The organism is Streptomyces sp. NPDC047886 (assembly GCF_043204435.1).
Classification (GTDB): domain Bacteria; phylum Actinomycetota; class Actinomycetes; order Streptomycetales; family Streptomycetaceae; genus Streptomyces.
In genome coordinates this window covers 206,150-228,310 of the sequence record NZ_JBIDCF010000001.1, presented here as the reverse complement: position 1 = coordinate 228,310, position 22,161 = coordinate 206,150, and the positions used below count along the sequence as shown (strand labels likewise).

The 22,161-nt window shown below is 70.2% G+C and carries 16 protein-coding genes and 1 tRNA gene; 7 read left to right on the top strand and 10 right to left on the bottom strand.

Features of this window, described 5'->3' with window-relative positions:
- The first annotated feature begins 55 nt into the window (after nt 1–55).
- From ACGF5U_RS01025 to ACGF5U_RS01010, 4 genes are all read left to right on the top strand, one after another.
- Nucleotides 56–943, top strand: a complete 888-nt coding sequence (locus ACGF5U_RS01025) for a helix-turn-helix domain-containing protein (protein WP_392714099.1) — start codon at nt 56–58, stop codon at nt 941–943.
- 11 nt (nt 944–954) lie between these two features.
- Nucleotides 955–1,371 (top strand): chorismate mutase, encoded by a 417-nt coding sequence (locus tag ACGF5U_RS01020; RefSeq protein WP_392714100.1) that lies wholly within the window; start codon nt 955–957, stop codon nt 1,369–1,371.
- A gap of 192 nt (nt 1,372–1,563) precedes the next feature.
- Nucleotides 1,564–4,119 carry an aminopeptidase N gene (pepN, locus tag ACGF5U_RS01015; protein ID WP_392714101.1) on the top strand — a complete coding sequence of 852 codons (2,556 nt, stop codon included), beginning with the start codon at nt 1,564–1,566 and terminating at the stop codon, nt 4,117–4,119.
- Nucleotides 4,120–4,359: 240 nt separating this feature from the next.
- The gene (locus ACGF5U_RS01010) at nt 4,360–5,796 is read left to right on the top strand and encodes a lysine N(6)-hydroxylase/L-ornithine N(5)-oxygenase family protein (RefSeq protein WP_392714103.1); all 1,437 of its coding nucleotides are present in this window, start codon (nt 4,360–4,362) and stop codon (nt 5,794–5,796) included.
- A 43-nt stretch (nt 5,797–5,839) separates the two neighbouring features.
- Here the strand turns inward: ACGF5U_RS01010 and ACGF5U_RS01005 are convergent, their stop codons facing one another.
- Entirely contained in the window at nt 5,840–7,666 is a 1,827-nt protein-coding gene (locus tag ACGF5U_RS01005) for a bifunctional metallophosphatase/5'-nucleotidase (RefSeq protein WP_392714105.1), read from the bottom strand.
- A gap of 121 nt (nt 7,667–7,787) precedes the next feature.
- Between ACGF5U_RS01005 and ACGF5U_RS01000 the strand changes: the two genes are divergently transcribed.
- Entirely contained in the window at nt 7,788–8,498 is a 711-nt protein-coding gene (locus ACGF5U_RS01000) for an SIMPL domain-containing protein (protein ID WP_392714106.1), read from the top strand.
- A 134-nt stretch (nt 8,499–8,632) separates the two neighbouring features.
- Nucleotides 8,633–10,060, top strand: a complete 1,428-nt coding sequence (gene pyk, locus ACGF5U_RS00995) for a pyruvate kinase (RefSeq protein WP_392714108.1) — start codon at nt 8,633–8,635, stop codon at nt 10,058–10,060.
- 2 nt (nt 10,061–10,062) lie between these two features.
- Here pyk and ACGF5U_RS00990 read toward each other — a convergent pair whose 3' ends face one another.
- Nucleotides 10,063–10,851 carry a helix-turn-helix domain-containing protein gene (locus ACGF5U_RS00990; protein ID WP_392714110.1) on the bottom strand — a complete coding sequence of 263 codons (789 nt, stop codon included), beginning with the start codon at nt 10,849–10,851 and terminating at the stop codon, nt 10,063–10,065.
- Between the two features lie 77 nt (nt 10,852–10,928).
- Nucleotides 10,929–11,014 (bottom strand) — tRNA-Leu (locus ACGF5U_RS00985).
- Nucleotides 11,015–11,106: 92 nt separating this feature from the next.
- Here ACGF5U_RS00985 and ACGF5U_RS00980 point away from each other — a divergent pair.
- A complete protein-coding gene (locus ACGF5U_RS00980) occupies nt 11,107–11,760 on the top strand; it encodes an ANTAR domain-containing response regulator (protein ID WP_392714112.1) in 654 nt (217 codons plus the stop codon).
- Between the two features lie 114 nt (nt 11,761–11,874).
- On the opposite strand, the gene ACGF5U_RS00975 is transcribed toward ACGF5U_RS00980, so the two are convergent.
- The 7 genes from ACGF5U_RS00975 to ACGF5U_RS00945 form a co-directional block, all read right to left on the bottom strand.
- Nucleotides 11,875–12,591: an ABC transporter ATP-binding protein gene (locus ACGF5U_RS00975; RefSeq protein WP_392714114.1), complete on the bottom strand. Its 717-nt coding sequence runs from the start codon at nt 12,589–12,591 to the stop codon at nt 11,875–11,877.
- The gene (locus ACGF5U_RS00970; protein WP_392714116.1) at nt 12,588–13,697 is read right to left on the bottom strand and encodes an ABC transporter ATP-binding protein; all 1,110 of its coding nucleotides are present in this window, start codon (nt 13,695–13,697) and stop codon (nt 12,588–12,590) included. Before ACGF5U_RS00970 ends, ACGF5U_RS00975 begins: the two co-directional genes overlap by 4 nt.
- Nucleotides 13,698–13,699: 2 nt before the next feature.
- On the bottom strand, nt 13,700–15,529 hold the full coding sequence (locus ACGF5U_RS00965; protein WP_392714118.1) for a branched-chain amino acid ABC transporter permease: 1,830 nt from the start codon (nt 15,527–15,529) through the stop codon (nt 13,700–13,702).
- 5 nt (nt 15,530–15,534) lie between these two features.
- Nucleotides 15,535–16,464: a branched-chain amino acid ABC transporter permease gene (locus tag ACGF5U_RS00960; RefSeq protein WP_392714119.1), complete on the bottom strand. Its 930-nt coding sequence runs from the start codon at nt 16,462–16,464 to the stop codon at nt 15,535–15,537.
- 102 nt (nt 16,465–16,566) lie between these two features.
- Nucleotides 16,567–17,802 carry a branched-chain amino acid ABC transporter substrate-binding protein gene (locus ACGF5U_RS00955; RefSeq protein ID WP_392714120.1) on the bottom strand — a complete coding sequence of 412 codons (1,236 nt, stop codon included), beginning with the start codon at nt 17,800–17,802 and terminating at the stop codon, nt 16,567–16,569.
- Between the two features lie 1,250 nt (nt 17,803–19,052).
- Nucleotides 19,053–19,559 carry a PaaI family thioesterase gene (locus ACGF5U_RS00950; protein WP_392714121.1) on the bottom strand — a complete coding sequence of 169 codons (507 nt, stop codon included), beginning with the start codon at nt 19,557–19,559 and terminating at the stop codon, nt 19,053–19,055.
- Nucleotides 19,560–19,609: 50 nt separating this feature from the next.
- A complete protein-coding gene (locus tag ACGF5U_RS00945; protein ID WP_392714122.1) occupies nt 19,610–21,889 on the bottom strand; it encodes an FdhF/YdeP family oxidoreductase in 2,280 nt (759 codons plus the stop codon).
- Nucleotides 21,890–22,161 lie beyond the last annotated feature (272 nt).

Genomic DNA, 22,161 nt, shown 5'->3' with positions numbered 1-22,161 from the left:
GCCCGCCCCGCCGTACATCCCGGCACGACAGCCACGGCCGACCAGGAGGGGACGGATGTACCACACCTGGATGCGCTACTTCACCCCCAGCGCGCAGCATCTGCGACTCGGCCTCGTCTGCCTCGGCGTCGGCCTCCAGCACGGCACCCTGCCCACCGTCGGGCCCCGCACCCTCGACCACCACGTGGCCGTCGTCGTCTCCGCGGGCGGCGGCTGGTACCGGACCGCCGACGGACGCCGCGTCACCGTCACCGCGCCCGCCCTGCTCTGGCTCACCCCCGGCGTACCGCACCACTACGCCCCCGACCCGCACACCGGGTGGGACGAGAGCTTCGTCGACTTCACGGGACCGGCCACCACCACCTACACCGAACTCGGCTACATCGACACCGACCGCCCCGTCGTCCCGCTCTCCGACACCGCCGGCGCCCGCACCGCCATCGGCCGGATCGTCCGCGCCGCCCGCCGCGGCAACCCCTTCCTCGAAGTGGAGACCGCCGCCGCCGTCCACGAGCTCCTCGTCGCCCTGCGCCGCGCCCGCGCCGACACCGACGCCGACGGCGCCCCCGTACTCGAAGCCCTCGCCCGCGACGCCTGCCGCCCCATGACCGTCGCCGAACACGCCGCCCGCCACGGCATGACCCCCGCCGAACTGCGCACCGCCGTCCGCCGCAGCGCCGGCTGCGGCCCCAAGGACTACCTCCTCGGCATCCGGCTCGGCCGCGCCAAGGAGCTGCTCACCGCCACCGAACTCCCGGTCGCCGCCGTCGCCCGCCGCGTCGGCTACGACGACCCCGCGTACTTCTCGCGGCTGTTCACCCGCCGTGTCGGCACCCCTCCGGTCCGCTTCCGCGCCCAGCAGAGCAGAGCCGTCCCGGGCGGCTGGAGCGACCGGATCCCGGATCCCGAACACCCGCCGACCCTCACTGGCGGACCCGTCTAAGCTCGCCTCCCATGAGCACCAGCGACATCGACGAGTCCGTCCACGCAGAGCTGACCCGGCTGCGGGAGAGCATCGACAACATCGACGCGGCGGTCGTCCATATGCTGGCAGAACGGTTCAAATGCACCCAGCAGGTCGGTCTGCTCAAGGCCCGCCACCAGCTCCCGCCCGCCGACCCGGCCCGTGAGGCGCGCCAGATCGGCCGCCTGCGCCAGCTCGCCGAGAGCGCGAACCTCGACCCGGCGTTCGCCGAGAAGCTGCTGAACTTCATCATCGCCGAGGTCATCCGGCACCACGAGACCCTCGCCGGAGCCGCCGGAGCCGCCGGAGCCGCCGGAGCCGCCGGAGCCGCCGGAGCCGCCGGAGCCGCCGCCGACCACGACGCGGCCGCCGACGATGACGGCGACACGGACGACGACGGACGGTAACCCCACCCCTGTTCGCGCGTCCACCCCACCGCCTACACCCCACACCCCCACCGCCTACACCCCACACCCCCCACCACCCCACCGCCCAGCACTCACCCCGTCGGGCGGCCCCGCCACCCCCCCCTCGGGCCCGCGCACGCTGTCAGCGGAATCCCCCTGACCACCGCCCACCCCATCGGGCAGCATGGGCCCATGCCCGTACTGACGCGCGACGAAGCGCAGACCCGAGCCCAGCTCCTCGACATCCGCCGGTACACGATCCACCTCGATCTCACCACCGGCGACGACACCTTCGACTCCACCACCGTCATCCGCTTCACCGCCCGCACCCAGGGCGACACCTTCGTCGAGCTCAAGCCGGCAACGCTGCGGAGCGTCACCCTCGACGGGCATCCCCTCGACCCCGAGACCCTCGCCGACAACCGCCTGCCCCTCACCGGCCTCAGCGAGGGCGACCACGAGTTGCACATCGACGCCACGATGCGCTACTCCCGCACCGGCGAAGGCATGCACCGCTTCACCGACCCCACCGACGGCGAGACCTACGTCTACACCCAGCTGTTCATGGACGACGTCCAGCGCGTGTTCCCCGCCTTCGACCAGCCCGACCTGAAGGCGGTCTTCGACCTCACCGTCACCGCCCCCGCCGGCTGGACCGTCCTCGCCAACGGCATCACCACCCACCAGGGCGACGGCCGCTGGACAGCCGCCCCCACCCCCCTCATCTCCACCTACCTGGTGGCCGTCGCCGCCGGCCCCTGGCACTCGATCCGCGCCGAGCACGCGGGCCTGCCCTTCGGTATCCACTGCCGCCGCTCCCTCGCCCCCCATCTCGACGCCGACGCCGACGAGATCCTCGACGTCACCCGGCAGTGCTTCGACCGCTACCACGAGAAGTTCGACGAGCCGTACCCCTTCGACTCCTACGACCAGGCGTTCGTCCCCGAGTTCAACGCCGGCGCCATGGAGAACCCCGGCCTCGTCACCTTCCGCGACGAGTTCGTCTACCGCTCCGCCGTCACCGTCACCGAACGCCAGACCCGTGCCATGGTCATCGCCCACGAGATGGCCCACATGTGGTTCGGCGACCTCGTCACCCTGCAGTGGTGGGACGACATCTGGCTCAACGAGTCCTTCGCCGAGTACATGGGCTACCAGACCGTCAACGAAGCCACCACCCGCTATCCCGACACCTGGATCGACTTCGGGGTCGCCCGCAAGGCCTGGGGATACGACGCCGACCAGCGACCCTCCACCCACCCCGTCGCCCCGGACCCCGACGCCGTCCCCGACACCGCGTCCGCCCTCCTGAACTTCGACGGCATCTCCTACGCCAAGGGCGCCTCCGCCCTGCGCCAGCTCGTCGTCTGGATGGGGGAGAAGGACTTCCTCGCCGGTATCAACACCCACTTCGCCCGGCACAAGTTCGGCAACGCCACCCTCGCCGACTTCATCGACAACCTCGCCTCCGCCACCGACCGCGATGTCCACGGCTGGGCCGACCAGTGGCTCCGTACCACCGGTGTCGACACGCTCACCCCGGAGATCACCGAAAGCGAGGGGAAGTGGCACCTCGCCGTCGGCCGGCGGGGCAGCCGCCCCCACCGCGTCACCGTCGGCGCCTTCGACCGCGACCCCCTCGACGGCCGCGGCCTCGTCCTCCGGGACCGGTTCGAGATCGACGTCCCCCAGACCGCCCCCACCGACGCCGCCCCCACTGACGCCGCCCCCGCCTCCTCCGGCGTCACCACCGTCCCCGCCGTCTCCACCGCCCACGGCCGGCGCCCCGCCCTCCTCGTCCTCAACGACGGCGACGCCACCTACGCCAAGGTCCGCCTCGACCAGCAGTCCGAGGAGACCGTCCTGCGCGGCCTGTCCGGCATCCCCGACCCGCTCACCCGCGCGGTCCTGTGGAACGCCCTGCGCGACATGGTCCGCGACGGCGAACTCCAGCCCGGCACGTACCTGGAGACCGCCCGCGCCCACCTCCCCGAGGAGACCGACCTCGCCATCGTGCAAGGCGTCCTCGCGTTCGCCCGCACCCACATCGCCGACCAGTACCTCAACCCCGGCGACCGCCCCGCCGCCCTCACCCTCCTCACCGACCTCACCCGCGACCTCATCCGCCGCACCGAGGACGGCCACAACCCCGGCCTACGCCTCACCGCCGTACGCCACTTCATCGACGCCGCCGGCCAGCCCAACGCCCTGCAGGCATGGCTCGCCGACGGCACCGTCCCCGGCGGACCCGATCTCGACCCCGAACTGCGCTGGCGCATCCTCCACCGCCTCGCCGTCCTCGGCGCCACCGACGACACCGCCATCAGCGCCGAACTCGACCGCGACACCAGCGCCACCGGCCAGGAAGGCGCAGCCCGCTGCCGCGCCGCACTCCCCACCACCGAGGCCAAACAAGCCGCCTGGAACAGCATGTTCCACGACGACACCCTCTCCAACTACCTGTTCACCGCCACCGCCCAAGGCTTCTGGCAGCCCGAACAGGCCGACCTCGTACGCGACTACATCCCCCGCTACTTCACCGACGCCACCGCCATCGCCGCCCGCCGCGGCCCCGCCATCGCCACGGCCACCGGCCGCTACGCGTTCCCCGTCCACGCCGCCGACCCCGACACCCTCCGCCTCGGCGAGCAGCACCTCACCCACGACGACCTCACCCCCGCCCTGCGCCGCCAGCTCGTCGACCGCCTCGACGACCTCCGCCGCGCCCTCCACGTACGCCGAGCCTGACCCCCGGGGGCACACCACCGGCCCGGGGGCACACCACCAACGGGCCCAGCAACGGGCACACCACCAGGCACACCCACCACGGCACGACAGGCGCCCCGGCCACCCGCGACCAGCGGACGGCCGGGGTGCAACCCCCATTCCCCCGTTCGGGTTGCGATCACCCCACACCCCGCACACCCCCACCACAACCGGTACACGCTGACCCACGGAACGTCACGCACCCGTGGAAGGCGACACCCGATGACCGGCACCCGCACCCACCCCCACGAACCAGACCGCGCCCACGACCTCGTCGGCATCGGCATCGGCCCCGCCAACCTCTCCCTCGCGGCCCTCGCCCACGGCCTCCGCACCCGCCACGACGACGGCCCCCACCTCACCGCCGCCTTCTACGAGCAGCGCCCCGCCTTCCACTGGCACCCCGGCCTGCTCATCGAAGGAACCACCCTCCAAAGCCCCTTCCTCGCCGACCTCGTCACCCTCGCCGACCCCACCAACCCCTGGTCGTTCCTCAACTACCTCCGCAGCCGCGAACGACTCTTCCCCTTCTACCTCGCCGAACGCTTCCGCATCCAGCGCGCCGAATACGACGCCTACTGCCGCTGGGTCAGCGACCACCTCCCCGACCTGCACTTCAACCACCAGGTCGACGCCGTCCGCTGGAACCCCGAACACAACCTCTTCGAAGTCGACTACACCCAACTCGACCCCGACGGAGAAGCCGAAGCCCTCGGCCGCACCCACACCCGCCACATCGCCCTCGGCATCGGCACCGAACCCCACATCCCCGACCCCCTCAAACCACTCGTCGACGCCCCCACCGTGCCCGTCTTCCACTCCGCCGACTACCTCCACCACCGCGACCTGCTCCGCACCGCCGCACACATCACCGTCATCGGCTCCGGACAGTCGGGCGCCGAGATCTTCCTCGACCTCCTGCGCGACCGCCCACCCGGCCGCGAGAGCATCCACTGGCTCACCCGCACCGAAGGCTTCGCCCCCACCGAGCACTCCAAGCTCGGCCAGGAACACCTCACCCCCGACTACACCCGCTACTTCCACGCCCTGCCCGAACCCGCGCGCAACGACCTCGTCCCCCGGCAATGGCAACTCCACCAGGGCATCCACACCGACACCATCGCCGCCATCCACGACGAGCTCTACCGCCGCAGCCTGCACGGCGGCTGGCCCGACGCCGTCCTCACCCCCGGCGTCCGCGTCCGCACCGCCGGCCGCATCGCCACCACCAAAGTCGAACTCCACCTCGAACACACCAGGCAAGGCACCCGCTCCCGCATCACCACCGACGCCGTCGTCCTCGCCACCGGCTACCGCGAACGCCCCCTGAGCCGCATCCTCGCCGGCCTCGACCCCTACCTGCGCCGCGACTCACGGGACCGCCCCCGTATCGACGACCACCACCGCCTGGTCCTCGACCCCTCCGTCACCGGCTCCCTCTACGTACAGAACGCCGAAACCCACACCCACGGCGCGGGCACCACCGCCCTCGGCCTCACCGCCTGGCGCAGCGCCGACATCCTCAACACCCTCACCGGCAAGGACCCCTACCCCCTGCCCCACCGCACCGCGTTCACCAGCTTCGGACTGGAACGGCGCGAGCCCCCCGAGGTACCCCACCAGGGACACCGGCTCACGCCGCTCAGCCAACACACCTAGGCAGTGCCCGGAACACCCCCGGGCCACGCCCGGACCACGCCGTTCACGACAGCGCGGACGAGAACACCGGCACACCGTCCCGGGTCAGCCTCCACCCCACCGAGGCGAACCGGCCCGGGTCGACAGCCCCCTGCGCCCGCACCCACTGAATGATCGTGTTCCGGATCTCATCCGAATTCGCCCACAGCTGCTTCGCCCCCGCCACATGCGGGAACGCACCACCACCACTCGCCCGGTAGTTGTTCACCGCCAGCACGAACTCCGCCGCCGGATCGACCGGCGCACCCTCGAACGACAGGTCCACGATCCGCGACCCCACCGGCTGGGCGATGTCGATGTCGTACGTCAACCCGTACACCGCGTCGTAGTTGTAATCCGGCGTACCGTCCGCGTTCGTCAGCTTCGCCGTGTCCACCGGCGCCCCCGCCGGCGTCCGCACGTAGTACTTCGCCGAATACTCCAGATAGTCCTTCAGCTGCGCACCCGTCAGCAGCCGCGCCTCCAGCGTGTTCTCGAACGGATACAGCCCCGCCGCGTCCCGGATCGTCACCTGGCCCGCCGGTATCGCCGCCGACCGCGAGAAACACGACGCCTGCGACAGCACCGGCAGCGCCGCATGCGCCCCGCCCGCCAGAGCGGCCTTCACCGTCTCCGCCTGGACGTGGTTGATCAGATCGATGATCGGCTCGTCCCGCCACGGCGCCTGCGCCGTCGACATCTGCACCGGCGACGTGCCGATCACCTGGTTGACGTACGCCACGACCTTCTCGTGCTCGTCACCCAGCAGCTTCACGATCTCCGGGTCCTCATCCACCGTGTTCGAGTTAAGCACCTGCGCGCCGACCTTCTCGACCACCCAGCGGCCCTTCGACCACACCACGTCGATGTCGAACAGCGTCAGCCGCTGGCCCCACTTCAGGGGCTCCGACAGGACCACGTCCTTGCCGGTCCGCCTGTTCGTCACCCGGTACTCCGGGATCTCCGTATGGGCGTGGCCCACCAGGATCGCGTCGATCCCCGGGACCTGCTCCGCCACCAGCGCCGCCGCGTTCTCGATGTACGGCAGCTGATCCCCGTACGACGACGTGCCGCTCGACCCCGAATGCGCCGACACCAGCACCACGTCCGCGCCCATGGACCGCAGCCTCGGCACCCAGTGCGCGGCCTGCTCCTCCAGCCCCGGGAACACCATCTGGCCGCTGACGTGCGCCTTGTCCCAGATCGCGATGCCGGGGTTCGTCAGCCCGAGCACCGCCACCCGCACGTCCCGCCCGCACGGCGTCCGCAGCCGGTGCATGCTGTACGGCGCGAACGCCGGGCGCAGCGTCTTCGCGTCCAGCGCGTTCGCCCCCAGCAGCGGGAAGTCGCACTGCTCCTCGAACTTCCGCAGCAGCGGGATGCCGTAGTTGAACTCGTGGTTGCCCAGCGCCGCCGCGTCGTACCCGATCGCGTTCATCGCCTGCGCCATCGGGTGCACCGGACCCGACTCCGCCGTGATCGGATCGACCTTGGCGTAGTAGTACGACAGCTGGGTGCCCTGGATGGTGTCACCCGCGTCGATCAGCAGCGTGTTCCGCCGCCCCTTCTCCGCCCGGACCCGGTTCACGAGCGTCGAGATCTTCGCCAGACCGACGTCGTTGTGCGCCTTGTCGTCGAACTCCCGGTCAGTGAAGTAGTCCCAGTTGAAGACGTTTCCGTGCAGATCCGTCGTCCCCATCACGGTGAAGGAGTACCGCTTCTGCGTCTTCCCCTTCCCCGTCGCGCCCGCCGCCGCGGCCTCGGCGGCCGGCGCGGTCACGCCACCCGCCACAGCGACACCAGCACCCACGGCGGCCGACCGCTCCAGAAACGACCTACGGTTCAGCGGCATCAGGACTCCCTTGCTTCCCTTGCTCCACAGCCACTTGACGCGCGTAGATTCTCATGCCGGCCACCCTCCCGAACACCCCCGCAAGGTTTCGATCCGATGACCGCTACGGAAAACAGCACCCATGACCACCACGCCACCCCACCCCACCCAGCCCACCCCTCCCGCTCACCCCACCCCCGCCACACCCCACCTCGCCGTCCGCGGCGAAGCCCACCTCGAAGTCGACCCCGAACTCGCCCGCATCACCGTCACCATCACCGCCCGCGGAACCGACCGCGCCACCACCCTCGCCGACCTCACCCGCCGCAACACCACCGCCATCAACCTCATCAAGTCCTACGGTGACGCCCTCCACGCCCTCGAAACAGGCACCCTCACCCTCACCCCCCAACTCACCCGCCACGGCCGGGGCGAACACATCCGCACCCACCACGGCACGGTCCACCTCACCGCCACCCTCAACGACTTCACCGCACTCGGCGAACTCACCACCCGCCTCGCCGACCTCGAACTCACCCGCGTCGACGGCCCCTGGTGGACCCTCCACCCCCACTCACCCGCCCACGACCAGGCCCACCGCCAAGCCGTCGACAACGCCCTCCACCGCGCCCGCGCCTACGCCCAGGCACTCGGCACCCACCTCACCGCCCTCCTCGAACTCACCGACACCGACACCCCCGGCCACCCCGGCCCCTACGCCGGCACCAGCCGCATGGCCTTCGCCACCGAAGCCGCCCCCGACACACCCCCACCACTCGACCTCGAACCCCAACGCCAGACCATCACCGCACACGTCCACGCCCGCTTCACCCTGCACCCCCCGACCATCTGAACCGCCCACCCCCGGCGCTCATCGGAGCACCCCCCTGCACAATTCAACACTTGTCAACAGCCTTTCCCGCAAAGGCTGTTGAACAGCCACACACAGGCCCATCGCTACCCGCCGGTAAGCCCTAGGCTCGAACCATGCGCCGAGCCAAAATCGTCTGCACCCTGGGCCCAGCCACCCACACATACGACCAGATCAAGGCCCTGGTCGAAGCCGGCATGGACGTCGCCCGGCTCAACCTCAGCCATGGCACCTACGCCGACCACGAAGAACGCTACGCACGCGTCCGCAAAGCCTCCGACGAAACCGGCCGCAGCGTCGGCGTACTCGCCGACCTTCAAGGCCCGAAGATCCGCCTCGGACGCTTCCGCGAAGGACCCGTACTCCTTGAACGCGGCGACCCGTTCACCATCACCACAGAAACCGTCGAAGGCGACCGCACCACCTGCGGAACCACCTACCCCGGCCTCGCCGACGACGTCACCCCCGGCGAACGCATCCTCGTCGACGACGGCCGCGTCAGCCTCGAAGTCACCGCCGTCGACGGCCCCCGCGTCCACACCCGCGTCAGCGAAGGCGGCCTCGTCTCCGACAACAAGGGCCTCAACCTCCCCGGAGTGGCCGTCTCCGTCCCCGCCCTCTCCGACAAGGACATCGACGACCTCCGCTGGGCCCTCCGCACCGGCGCCGACATCATCGCCCTCTCCTTCGTCCGCACCGGCCGCGACATCCAGGACGTCCACCGCGTCATGGACGAAGAGGGCCGCCGCGTCCCCGTCATCGCGAAAATCGAAAAACCCCAAGCGGTCGAGAACATCGACGGCATCGTCGCCGCCTTCGACGGCATCATGGTCGCCCGCGGCGACCTCGGCGTCGAAATGCCCCTCGAACAGGTCCCCATCGTCCAGAAGCGCGCCATCAAACTCGCCAAGCGCAACGCCAAACCGGTCATCGTCGCCACCCAGATGCTCGACTCGATGATCGAGAACTCCCGCCCCACCCGCGCCGAAGCCAGCGACGTCGCCAACGCCGTCATCGACGGCACCGACGCCGTCATGCTCTCCGGCGAGACCAGCGTCGGCCGCTACCCCGTCGCAACCGTCCGCACCATGAGCCGCGTGGTCGAGGCAGCCGAGGAAGACGTCCTCGCCAAGGGCCTCCCGCCGCTCACCGAACGCAGCAAACCCCGCACCCAGGGCGGCGCCGTCGCCCGAGCCGCCGCCGAGATGGGCGACTTCCTCGGCGCGAAGTTCCTCGTCGCCTTCACCCAGTCCGGCGACACCGTCCGCCGCCTCAGCCGCTACCGCTCACCCATCCCCCTCCTCGCCTTCACCCCCGACCCCGCCACCCGCTCCCAACTCAACCTCACCTGGGGCGTCGAGACCTTCCTCGGCCCCCACGTCGAGTCGACGGACGCCATGGTCGCCCAGGTGGACGAGCAACTGCTCAGGATCGGCCGCTGCCAGAAGGGCGACATCGTCGTCATCACCGCCGGCTCACCCCCCGGCGTCGCGGGCTCCACCAACCTCGTCCGCGTCCACCGCATCGGCGACCCCGTGCGCTAGACCTAGTACTTCGCGCCCACATGGGCGTCCATCAACGCGACGGACGCCCTCCGGGCGACGGAGATGTTGTACGGATTCCCGTCCCGAACGCACCGCCGCCACTCGACGCCCAGCGTGTCCAGGGTGTCGGTGTAGAGGCGCCGGATGTCGTCGGACACGTTGGTGAAGAAGTACCGGGGATACTCGTACCGCTTCCGCTCGCCGCCGACGAGGCGAGTCGTCCAGTTCGTGATCCGGCACCCGTCGGAGTGGACGAGCCCCCGCACGAACTCCCACGGGTACGCGTCCACGATGTCCTGCTGCCAGCCTTCGAGCTCGATGCGCCGCTCGTGCTTCCTGCCGGGTCCGTGCTGCGGAAACAGGCACGCGAGGTGTGTGAAGTAGACCTTGATGTTGTGGCATCCGGTCCTTCGGATCCGGCAGGTTCGGTTGTCCGGGAACACGGCTCGCATGGCTGCCTCGGCCATGTCCTGAATGCCCGGCCAGGCATCGTCAAGGGCGATCATGAGGCTGGGCGCCCGGTGTCCGGAGGGCTGGCTTATGTGGCCGTCGCCCAGGTAGAGCCCGAGAAGGTACGCGTACGCGGCTTCGTCGAGCTCCCGGTCGTGGCACCGGGGACACCGAGGGATGCGCCGGCCGGGGCACTCGCCGCGCTTCGCCCGGTCCTCGTGCTTCCAGTAGCCGATCGTGCCGAGTGGCACATCGAGTCTGCGCGCGACGTCCGCGTTCTTCACGCCGTCCCGCAGCAGCGTGAGCGCGCGCTGCCGTACCTCTGGTCCATGGAAGTCCATGGACGCCACTCTGCGTGGCGGTGCGTCGCGGTGCGTAGCAAAAAGCGGACGTTCATGCGAAGGTGAACATCCGCTTGTGGTGCCGGGTGCGGGATTCGAACCCGCAAGCCCTCTCGGGCAGATGTGTTTGAGACATCCGTGTATGCCGTTCCACCAACCCGGCAAGGTCGCTGGTCGGAGTGTACCCGGTGACCAACACGTCCTTCAGCTAGGTAGGCTCGGGGGAGCTGCACCGCCTCGTCACAAGGAGCCCACGTGACCGCCCCCGAGTCGCCCCAGCCTGTCGCCGACGACGACAAGTCGCACGTCCCGCCGCTGACGACGCGCGTCGTCATCGCCGAGGACGAGGCCCTCATCCGCCTCGACCTCAAAGAGATGCTGGAGGAGGAGGGCTACACGGTCGTCGGCGAGGCCGGTGACGGTGCCCGTGCCGTGGAACTGGCGCGGGAGCACCGCCCGGACCTGGTGATCCTGGACGTGAAGATGCCCGTCCTGGACGGCATCTCGGCGGCGGAGAAGATCGCCGGCGAGTCGATCGCCCCGGTACTGATGCTGACCGCGTTCTCGCAGCGCGACCTGGTGGAGCGGGCGCGGGACGCCGGTGCCATGGCGTATCTGGTGAAGCCGTTCAGCAAGAGCGACGTGGTGCCGGCGATCGAGATGGCGGTGTCGCGGTTCGCGGAGCTGAAGGCGCTGGAGAAGGAGGTCGCGGACCTCTCGCAGCGGCTGGAGACGCGGAAGCTGGTGGACAGGGCGAAGAGCATCCTGCAGACGCAGTACGGGCTGTCGGAGCCGGCGGCGTTCCGGTGGATCCAGAAGACGTCGATGGATCGGCGGATGTCGATGCAGCAGGTGGCGGAGGCGGTCATCGAGGACGCCGAGGAGAAGAAGGCCGCGAAGGGGCAGTAGCTCCGGCAGCCGTGGTCGTGGTCGTGGTTGCGGCGAGGCCCGCCCCGTACGGCAGGTGCGTGGGGCGGGCCTCGTCGTGTGCGTAAGGCGTGTGCGTAAGGCGTGGGCGCGGGGTCAGTCCTCGCCGAGGTAGGCCTTGCGTACGGATTCGTCGTGGAGCAGGTCCTGTCCGCTGCCGGAGAGGACGATGTTGCCGATCTCCATGACGTGGCCCTGGTCGGCGAGGGAGAGGGCGGCCTGGGCGTTCTGCTCGACCAGGAGGATGGTCGTGCCCTGGGCCTTCAGCTCGGCGATGGTGGCCATGATCTTCTGCATCATGATCGGGGAGAGGCCCATGGAGGGCTCGTCGAGCATGAGCAGTTTGGGCTGTGACATGAGGGCGCGGCCCATGGCGAGCATCTGCTGTTCGCCGCCGGAGAGGGTGCCCGCGGCCTGCTTTCGGCGTTCGCCGAGGATGGGGAACAGGTCGTAGGCGCGCTGGACGTCCTTGGCGATGCCCTCGGTGTCCTTGCGGAGGAAGGCGCCGAGGAGGAGGTTGTCCTCGATGCTCATCCTGGGGAAGATGTGCCGTCCTTCGGGGGAGTGGGCGAGTCCGAGGGAGACGATCTGGTGGGCGGGGATCTTCTTCAGGGACTTGCCGTTGAACTTGATCTGGCCGCTGACGGGCTTGAGGAGTCCGGAGAGCGTGCGGAGGGTGGTCGTCTTGCCGGCGCCGTTGGTGCCGATGAGGGTGACGACTTCGCCCGCGTCGACGGTGAACGAGATGCCCTTGACGGCCTCAATCTTGCCGTAGGCGACGCGGAGGTCCTCGACTTCCAGCAGTGCGGTCATGCGTCGTTCTCCTTGCCGGATCCGGGGGCCGGAGCGGTGTCGGTGTCGCTGTCACCGCTGTCGCTCTCACCGCTGGTGGTGTCACCGATGGTGGTGTCGGCTGCCGGGGTGTCGTCGTCTTCGTCCGCCGCGTCCGTGCCGTCGGCTTCGTCGGCCTCGTCGGCCTCGTCGGTCGGCTCGTCCGCCTCGTCCGCCTCGTCCGTGCCGGCCGGGGTGTCGTCCGTCGCCGGGGCGTCCGCGGCGGCTTCCGCCGTGGCTTCGGCGGCGGCGACCTCGGCGGCCTCCTCGTCGCCGGGGGCGCCTTCGAAGGGTTCGCCGAGGTAGGCGGCGATGACGCGTTCGTCGCTCTGGACGGTGTGGCTGTCGCCTTCGATGAGCTTCTCGCCCTGGACGAGGACGGCGACGCGGTCGCAGAGGTTGAAGATGAAGCGCATGTCGTGCTCGATCACGAGGACGGCGATGCCCATGTCGCGGATGGCGAAGACGAGTTCCTCGGTGGCGCGGGTCTCCTGCGGGTTCATGCCGGCGGTGGGCTCGTCCAGGAGGAGGAGGCCGGGTTCGCTGGCGAGCGCGCGGGCGATCTCGAGCTTGCGCTGTTCGCCGTAGGGGAGGTTGCGCGCGAGGTGTTCGGCCTTGTGGTCGAGGCCGACGAACTCGAGCAGTTCCATGGCGCGTGCGCGGGAGGTGGCTTCGGCCTTGTGGAAGCCGGGGCCGCGGAGGAGGGCGGACCAGAGGCCTTCCTTGGTGCGTGTGTGGCGGCCGACGAGCACGTTCTCCAGGACGGTCATGTTGGCGAAGAGCCGGATGTTCTGGAAGGTGCGGGCGATGCCGGCGGCGGTGACCTTGAAGGACTTGGGGGGCAGGACCTGGCCCTTGTACCGGACTTCGCCCTCGGTGGGGATGTAGAGGCCGGTGAGGCAGTTGAAGAAGGTGGTCTTGCCGGCGCCGTTGGGGCCGATGAGCCCGACGATCTCGCCGCTGTTGACGGTGAGATCGACGCCGCGTACGGCGGTGAGGCCGCCGAAGCGCATGGTGACGCCTCGGGCGTCGAGGACGGTCTCGCCGGTGGGGGCGGTCTGGGTGGTGGTCTCGGTGGTGGTGGTCATGTTCAGGCACCTGCCTTGGTGAGGGTGGCGGGCGCTTCCTCGTTCTCGTGGAATTCGAGCTGGCGGCGTCGGTTGGGGATGAGCCCTTCGGGGCGGAATCGCATGAGGAGGATGAGCGCGAGTCCGAAGGCGAAGAGCTGGTACTCGCCGAGGAACTGGAGCTTGTTGGGGATGAGGAAGAGCAGGGCCGCGCCGACCAGGGGTCCGCTCATGGTGCCCATGCCGCCGAGGACGACGGCGGCGAGGAGGAAGGCGGAGTTGGGCGGGATGGGTCCGGCGAAGAGGTACTGCTCGGGGGTCACGGTGTAGGTGACGTGGGCCTGGACGGTGCCGGCGAGGCCGGCGAGGGAGGCGCCGAGCGCGAAGGCGATGAGCTTGACGCGGAAGCCGTTGATGCCCATGGCGAGTGCGGCGGTCTCGTCCTCGCGGATGGCGACCCAGGCGCGGCCGATGCGGGAGTCGCCGCTGCGCCGGAAGACGAGGACGACGACGGCCATGATGAGCAGCATCAGGAAGAAGTAGTTGGCGAAGCGTCCGATGGTGAATCCGGCGATGGAGTGTTCGGCGCCGAAGTCGAATCCGAAGATGTTGAGGTTCGGGATGGAGGCGATGCCGTTGCTGCCGTTGGTGATGTCGGGGCCGCTGGTGCCGTCGGTGTTCATGACGGCGATGCGGAAGATCTCACCGAATCCGAGGGTGACGATGGCGAGGTAGTCGCCGCGGAGTCGGAGGGTGGGGGCGCCGATGAGGACGCCGAAGACGAGGGAGGCGGCGGCTCCGAAGAGGACGGCGGCCCAGAAGGGGAACTGGACACCGAAGGGGGAGGTGGGGGCGCCGGAGACGAGGGCGGCCGCGTAGGCGCCGACGCCGAGGAAGGCGACGTAGCCGAGGTCGAGGAGTCCGGCGAGGCCGACGACGATGTTGAGGCCGAGGGCGACGGTGGCGAAGATCAGGATGTAGACGCCGAGGGTGGCGTACTGGTCGTCGGTCTGGGTGAAGGGGAAGAGGGCGGCGGCGATGAAGGCGCCGGCGATGGTGAGGCTCTGGTGTTTGCCGGTGAGGCGGGTGGCCTGTTGGAAGAGGCCGGCCTTGTGGAGGGCGGCGACGCCGAAACCGGCGGTGATGAGGAAGCCGATGAAGAGTTCGTCGTACTCGGTGCCGATGCCGTAGGTGAAGACGCCGAGGGCGAGGGCGAGGATGCCCGTGATGATGAGGATCTCGACGTAGGACGGCAGGGCGCGCAGGGGCTTGACGGGGCCGGTGGCGAAGGCGGCCCTGAGGGTGGTGAGGTTGTCGCGGGTGTGGTGCTTGAACTGGTCCCAGCCGGCGTCGTCGGGGTCGCCTGGGCTGGCTTCGGGGCGGTCGAACGGCAGGGCGAGGGCGCCGATGAGTGCGGCGAGGGAGGTCGCCGCGACGATGTAGCCGCCGGGTTCGAGGTTGATGAGGCCGCCGAGCTGGACGCTGATGGCGAGGATCGTGTACCAGGCGGTGGTGAAGGCGGCGAGTGCGGCGAGTTTGATGGCCGCGTCGGCGCCGGCGGGGATCAGCCAGCGGGTGCCCTTGACTCCGTAGGAGGCGAGGCCGAGGAGTGCGGTGAGGGCGCCGGCGACGAGGACCTGCCACTGGAGGCCGCCGGGGTAGCCGTAGACGGTGAGGTTGCCGGGGAAGGCGGGTGTCCAGGTCCAGGCGAGGAAGGCGCTGAGGGCGGTGAGGGCTCCGCCGCCGGTGGCGAGGGCGCGTGCGGTGCCGGCGGGCAGTTTGGGGATGAGTCCCGTCTGCCGGGGCGTGGCGGTGGTCTCGGCCGGGGTGGTGGTGCTGGTCTGTGTGGTCATGGTGCTCACGCCCTGTCCGCGACGCGCTCGCCGAGGATGCCTTGTGGCCTGGCGAGGAGTACGACGATGAGGAGTACGAAGGCCCAGACGTCGGCCCAGGACTGGCCGCCGAGCTGCTGCATGCCGGGGATGTGGTTGATGTAGGCGGTGGCCATGGTTTCGGCGATGCCGAGGACGAGTCCGCCGATCATGGCGCCGTAGATGTTGCCGATGCCGCCGAGGACGGCCGCGGTGAAGGCCTTGAGGCCGAGGAGGAAGCCCATCCGGTAGTCGACGATGCCGTACTTGAGGCCGTAGGCGACGGCTCCGACGGCGGCGAACGTGGCGCCCAGGGCGAAGGCGATCACGATGATGCGGTCGGTGTTGACGCCCATGAGCTTGGCGGTGTCGGGGTCCTGCGCGGTGGCCTGCATGCCGCGGCCGGTGCGGGTGCGCATGACGAAGTAGCCGAGGAAGGCCATGCAGACGGGGGCGGCTATGAGGAGGAAGACGTCGCCGGTCTGGATGGTGACGCTGCCGAGTTCGAAGGGGCCGCCGTCGAGCTGGGGGAAGGTGCGGGCGGACTTGGCTTCGGGGTACCAGGCCCAGACCGCCTGCTGGAGGGCGAGGGAGAGGCCGATGGCGGTGATGAGGGGGGCGAGTCGTGGTCCGCCGCGGAGGGGGCGGTAGGCGAAGCGTTCGGCTCCGACGGCGACGAGGGTGGCGACGATGACGGCGCCGATGATCATGAGTGGCAGGGCGAGCCACATGGTGGTGCCGCCGGGCAGGATCAGCCAGACCGTGAGGGCGCCGAAGCCGCCGGTCATGAAGATCTCGCCGTGGGCGAAGTTGATGAGCTGGACGATGCCGTAGACCATCGTGTAGCCAATGGCGACCAGCCCGTACATGGATCCCAGGAGCAGGCCGTTGACCAGCTGCTGCGGCAGTTCGTTCACCGCATTGTCCTCCGAGACTGTGGACGAATGTGACACCGCGCGGGGCGCCTGGTGCGGCGCCCCGCGCGGCGAAGGGGGTGGGTCGTGTGGGGTTTCGGTGGATCAGCCGGTGAACGTGCCGGACTCGACCGACTTGTGGGCGCCGTTCTCGACGGTGTAGACGGTGAGCTGCTTGTTGGTGGTGTCACCGAACTCGTCGAAGGAGACCTTGCCGGTCACGCCGTCGAAGGAGACACCCTGCATGGCCTCGACGACCTTGGCGCGGGCGTCCTTCTCGGGGAGCTTGCCGCCGTTGGCGTCCACGACCTTCTTGACGGCCTCGATGATGGCCCAGGCGGAGTCGTAGGAGTAGCCGCCGTAGGCCTCGTAGGCCTCCTTGAAGTTGGCCTTCTTGTAGTTGGCCAGGAACTCCTTGGCGGAGTCGAGGGTCTCGATCGGCGCGCCGACGGAGGTGGCGATGTCGCCGTTGGCTCCGGTGCCGGCGAGCTTGATGTACTCGGCGCTGTAGAGGGCGTCGCCGCCGGCGACGACGACCTTGGCGCCGGCTTCCTTGATCTGCTTGCTGAGCGGGCCGCCGGCGGGGTACTCGCCGCCGTAGTAGACGACGTCGGCGCCGGAGCTCTTGACCTTGGTGGCGACGGCGCTGAAGTCCTTGGCCTCCGGGTTGACGTGGTCGGTGCCGACGACCTTGCCGCCGAGCTTCTCGAACTCGGCCTTGAAGGTGGCGGCCAGGCCGGCGCCGTAGGTCTTCTTGTCGTCGATGATGAAGGCCTTGGTCTTCTTGGCCTTGTTGACGATGTACTGGGCGGCGAAGGGGCCCTGGATGGCGTCGGTGGTGGCGGTGCGGAAGTACGCGTTGTAGGTGCGCTTCTTGTCGCCGGTGTTCCAGTTGGGGCCCTGGGTCAGTGCCGGGTTGGTGTTCGCCGGGGAGACCTGGACGAGCTTGGCGTCGTCGAGGACCTTCTGCATCGACTCGGCGACGGAGGAGTTCAGGGGGCCGACGACACCGAGTACGTCCTTGTTGGCGACGAGCTTGGTGGCGTTCTGCTGGCCGGAGGAGGGCTGGGCCTGGTCGTCGAGGGCTTCGAACTTGAAGGTGATGCCCTTGACGTACTCCTTCTCGTTGGCCGTGCGGACGGCCAGGTCGACGGAGTTCTTGATGCCGAGGCCGAGGGCGGAGAGGTCGCCGGTGAGCGGGGCGTCGAGGCCGATGACGACGGTGGTGTTGCCGCCTCCGGCGGAGTCCCCGCCCTTGTCGTCGCGCGAACCGCAGGCGGAGAGGGTGAGTGCTCCCGTGGTTATCACGGTGGTGAGCATGAGCAAGGAACGGTGTCGCACGATGAATCCTTTCCCTGGCGCGGCCTTCCTCTGGTGAGGTGCCGTTTCCTTCGCCGGGGCGTACTGGGGGTGGTCCGGGTGTCTTGCTTGCAGACGCGCCCGGCGGCGCGGTGACTGGCCGTGACTCTAAGCGCAGGTGGGGCGGTCGGGGAGCGCCCTGGGCAGGATGTGACTCTCTTGTTATGCCGTGGCCATGGATCACTGGTTCGTGGTCTCTACATGTGTCTTCGCGGGGTCGGCTTTCTTCTCACATGGCGAGAACATGCAGTACTGCTAAGGGGCTTGAGGGGATCATGGTGCTGACGGCGGGGGGCCGGCGCGCCGGGTCGAGTTATGGGGGAAGTGTGCGCACCGCGTCCTTCGGGAGGGGTGGGGTGGGGGTTCGCCGCATGTCATGAATGTTACGCAGTGTGACGAACGCGGGTTCGGTGGAGGGTGTCTCCAGGGGTGCCGGGCGGGTCCGCCGTCGCGGTGGCGGTCGGCGCGGCGGCGCTGTGTCCCGGTGGCGGTGAGGCGGTCGTCGGCGGCGGGTCCCGAGTGCGTCCGTTCGGTGCGGGAGGCGACGGCGACGGCTCTGAGGGTCTCGTTCCGGCCACGTGGCAGAGCCTGCTGTCGGTGGCCGCCCCGGGTGCGTCCTGCCAGCTCTTCCCGGGTCCGGTGATGGTGGGCGGGACGTACGGCCCGGTGGCCGAACTCGCCTTCGGGAGCGCGGAGTTGACCGGTTCGCGGTGGGTGCGGGCGCTCCGTGGAGTGCTGCGTCCGGCGGGCGCAAGGGCCGAGCGGGCCAGGGTGCGCGTCGGTGTGCGGGACGTCCGGCCCGGCGGTGCTGACGTCATGCCCGGACGCCGGGGATACGGGGCCGTGGACGCCGGGCGTCGGGTGCGCCAACTCTCAGCGACGGGGTGCGCGTTGTGCGGGCGCGGGGGGCGAGCGGTGTCGCCGGGGGCGGCGGGGTCCGGCGCAACGGTGCCGTCGCGGCTCCGGGTTGGCTGTGGGAGCGGTCACAGCGGGTGTCCGGTGAGCGGCGGCGGGGTGGCGAAAAGCGGACGGTCCGGCCGGGGTGGAGGGGGCGCGGTCCGAGGTGCCTCGGGGTCTCGGACGGGCGGCCGGGCGGGGTGTACGGGGGTGCGGCCGAGGGGCGGGGGAGCGGCCGGGTTCGTACGCTGCGTCACCCACCGGGGCGGGCGGCGGGTCGCTGCCCCCGCCCCCGGCGGGTGGGGGCGTGCCGCCGCCCCGGGCGGGTGGGCGGGTCAGCCGGTGGCGCCGTCGAGGCCGGCCTCGGGCACCTTCTCGGCGTCCTTGGCGGTGACCTCGCGGAGCAGGCAGGTCAGACGCGCGGTGCAGACCCGCTTGTCGTGCTCGTCGGTGATGACGATCTCGTACGTGGCGGTGGAGCGGCCGCGGTGGACCGGGGTGGCCACCCCGGTGACCAGCCCGGAGCGGACCCCGCGGTGGTGGGTGCAGTTCAGGTCGACGCCGACGGCGATCTTCCCGGAGCCGCCGTGCAGCATGGAGCCGACGGAGCCGAGGGTCTCGGCGAGTACGGCGGAGGCGCCGCCGTGGAGCAGCCCGTACGGCTGGGTGTTGCCCTCGACCGGCATGGTGCCGACGACGCGGTCGGCGGACGCCTCCACGATCTGGACGCCCATGCGGGTGCCGAGGTGCCCGGCGGAGAAGAGCGCGGGCAGGTCGACGCCGAGTGCGGCGTACTCGTCGATGACCTCTTGCGGGAACTTGGTTCGGCTCTGCTCGCCCATGGGGCCCTGCTCCGTTCGTCGTCGTACGGCTCATCTGCCTGAGCGAACGCTTAGGCGGTCGGTGATTGTTCCAGACGGACGATGACGGACTTGCTGGCGGGGGTGTTGCTGACGTCCGCGGTCGAGTCCAGCGGCACCAGCACGTTGGTCTCCGGGTAGTAGGCGGCGGCGCAGCCCCGGGCGGTGGGGTAGTGCACGACACGGAATCCGGGGGCGCGGCGCTCGGTCCCGTCGGTCCACTCGCCGACGAGGTCGACGTACGCGCCGTCGGCCAGGCCCCGGTCCCGGGCGTCGTCCGGGTGGACGAGGACGACACGGCGACCGCCCCTGATGCCCCGGTACCGGTCGTCCAGTCCGTAGACGGTGGTGTTGTACTGGTCGTGCGAGCGCAGCGTCTGCAGCAGCAGCCGGCCTTCCGGCACCCGCGGGTACTCGACGGGCGCGGCGGTGAAGTTGGCCTTGCCCGTGGCGGTGGGGAAGCGGCGCTCGTCGCGCGGGGCGTGCGGCAGGGCGAAGCCGCCGGGCCGGTCGACACGGGTGTTGAAGTCCTCGAAGCCGGGGATCACGCGCGCGATGCGGTCGCGGATGGTGCCGTAGTCCTTCTCGAACTCCTCCCACGGGGTGGCCGACGCGGTCCCGAGGACGGCGCGGGCCATGCGCGCCACGATGGCCGGCTCCGACAGCAGGTGGGGGCTCGCCGGGGGCAGGTTGCCGCGCGAGGCGTGCACCAGGCCCATGGAGTCCTCGACGGTCACGAACTGCTTGCCGCTCGCCTGGACGTCCTTGTCGGTGCGGCCGAGGGTGGGCAGGATCAGCGCGCGTGCGCCGGTGACGGCGTGGGACCGGTTCAGCTTGGTCGACACGTGCACGGTCAGCCGGGCGCGGCGCATCGCGGCCTCGGTGACGTCGGTGTCGGGGGTGGCGCCGACGAAGTTGCCGCCCATCGCGAAGAACACCTTCGCCCGGCCGTCGCGGAGCGCCCGGATGGCGCGGACGACGTCGTATCCGTGGTGGCGGGGCGAGGTGATGCCGAATTCCCTGTCCAGGGCGTCGAGGAACGCGGGTGCGGGCCGCTCGAAGATGCCCATCGTGCGGTCGCCCTGCACGTTGGAGTGGCCGCGCACGGGGCACACGCCGGCGCCGGGCCGGCCGATGGCGCCGCGCAGCAGCAGCAGGTTGACCACTTCCCGGATGGTGGCCACGGAGTGCTTGTGCTGGGTGAGGCCCATGGCCCAGCACACGATGGTGCGCCGGGAGGCGAGGACCATCCGCAGGGCCTGTTCGATCGCGGCGCGGTCCAGGCCGGTCGCGGCGAGCGTCTCGTCCCAGTCGGCGGTGCGGGCGGCGGCCGCGAACTCCTCGAACCCGTGGGTGTGGGCGGCGACGAACTCCTCGTCGACGGCCCCCTCGGTGTCCAGCACCAGTCTGTTGAGGAGACGGAAGAGTGCCTGGTCACCGCCGATACGGATCTGGAGGAACAGATCGGTCAGCGCGGCGCCCTTGATCATCCCCTTGGGGGTCTGCGGGTTCTTGAACCGCTCCAGGCCCGCTTCGGGCAGCGGGTTCACCGAGATGATCTTCGCGCCCTCGGCCTTGGCCTTCTCCAGGGCGACCAGCATGCGCGGATGGTTCGTGCCCGGGTTCTGCCCGGCGACGATGATCAGATCGGCGTGGTGCAGGTCCTCCAGCGACACGCTGCCCTTGCCGATGCCGATCGTCTCGTTGAGCGCGGACCCGGACGACTCGTGGCACATGTTGGAGCAGTCCGGCAGATTGTTCGTGCCGAACTCGCGGGCGAAGAGCTGGAGCAGGAACGCCGCCTCGTTGCTGGTGCGGCCCGAGGTGTAGAAGACGGCCTCGTCGGGTGAGTCGAGCGCGGTCAGCTCCTCCGCGATGATCGCGAACGCCCGGTCCCAGGTGACCGCCTCGTACCGGTCGGCGCCCTCGGGCAGGTACATGGGCTGGGTGATCCGGCCCTGCTGCCCCAGCCAGTAACCGCTGCGGCCGGCCAGGTCCGCGACCGGGTGCGCGGCGAAGAAGTCGGGTGTGACCCGGCGCAGCGTCGCCTCCTCGGCGACCGCCTTCGCCCCGTTCTCGCAGAACTCCGCCACGTGCCGCTTGTCACCCTCGGGCCAGGCGCAGCCAGGGCAGTCGAAGCCGTCCTTCTGGTTGACCTTGCGCAGCGTACGGGCGGTGCGCGAGACGCCCATCTGCTGCTGGGCGACGCGCAGGGTGTGGGCGACCGCCGCCAGACCGGCGGCCGAGTGCTGGACGGCGCCGACCTGCGGGGCGTCCTGGACCGGGTCGCCCGCGGGCGGCTTGCTGACCATCGCGCTCTCCTTCGAGTCGCCGTGCTGACGTCTTCTTCGATCCTGTCACGCCGCACCGACAACGCGTGACGCCGAGCCCGGCGGCGCCCCGCCGGGGCGGCCGCCAAGCCTCAGCAGGCGCCTGCCCGCGGCCCGCCGGGGCGGCCGCCAAGCCTCAGCGGGTGCCTGCCGGCGCCCCGCCGGGGCGGCCCCGGTCCGGGCGGTGGTCCATGAGTGTCAGTGGTCCGTGGCAGGATCGTCTGCGTGGCTGAGACAGCATCGAAGAAGACCGC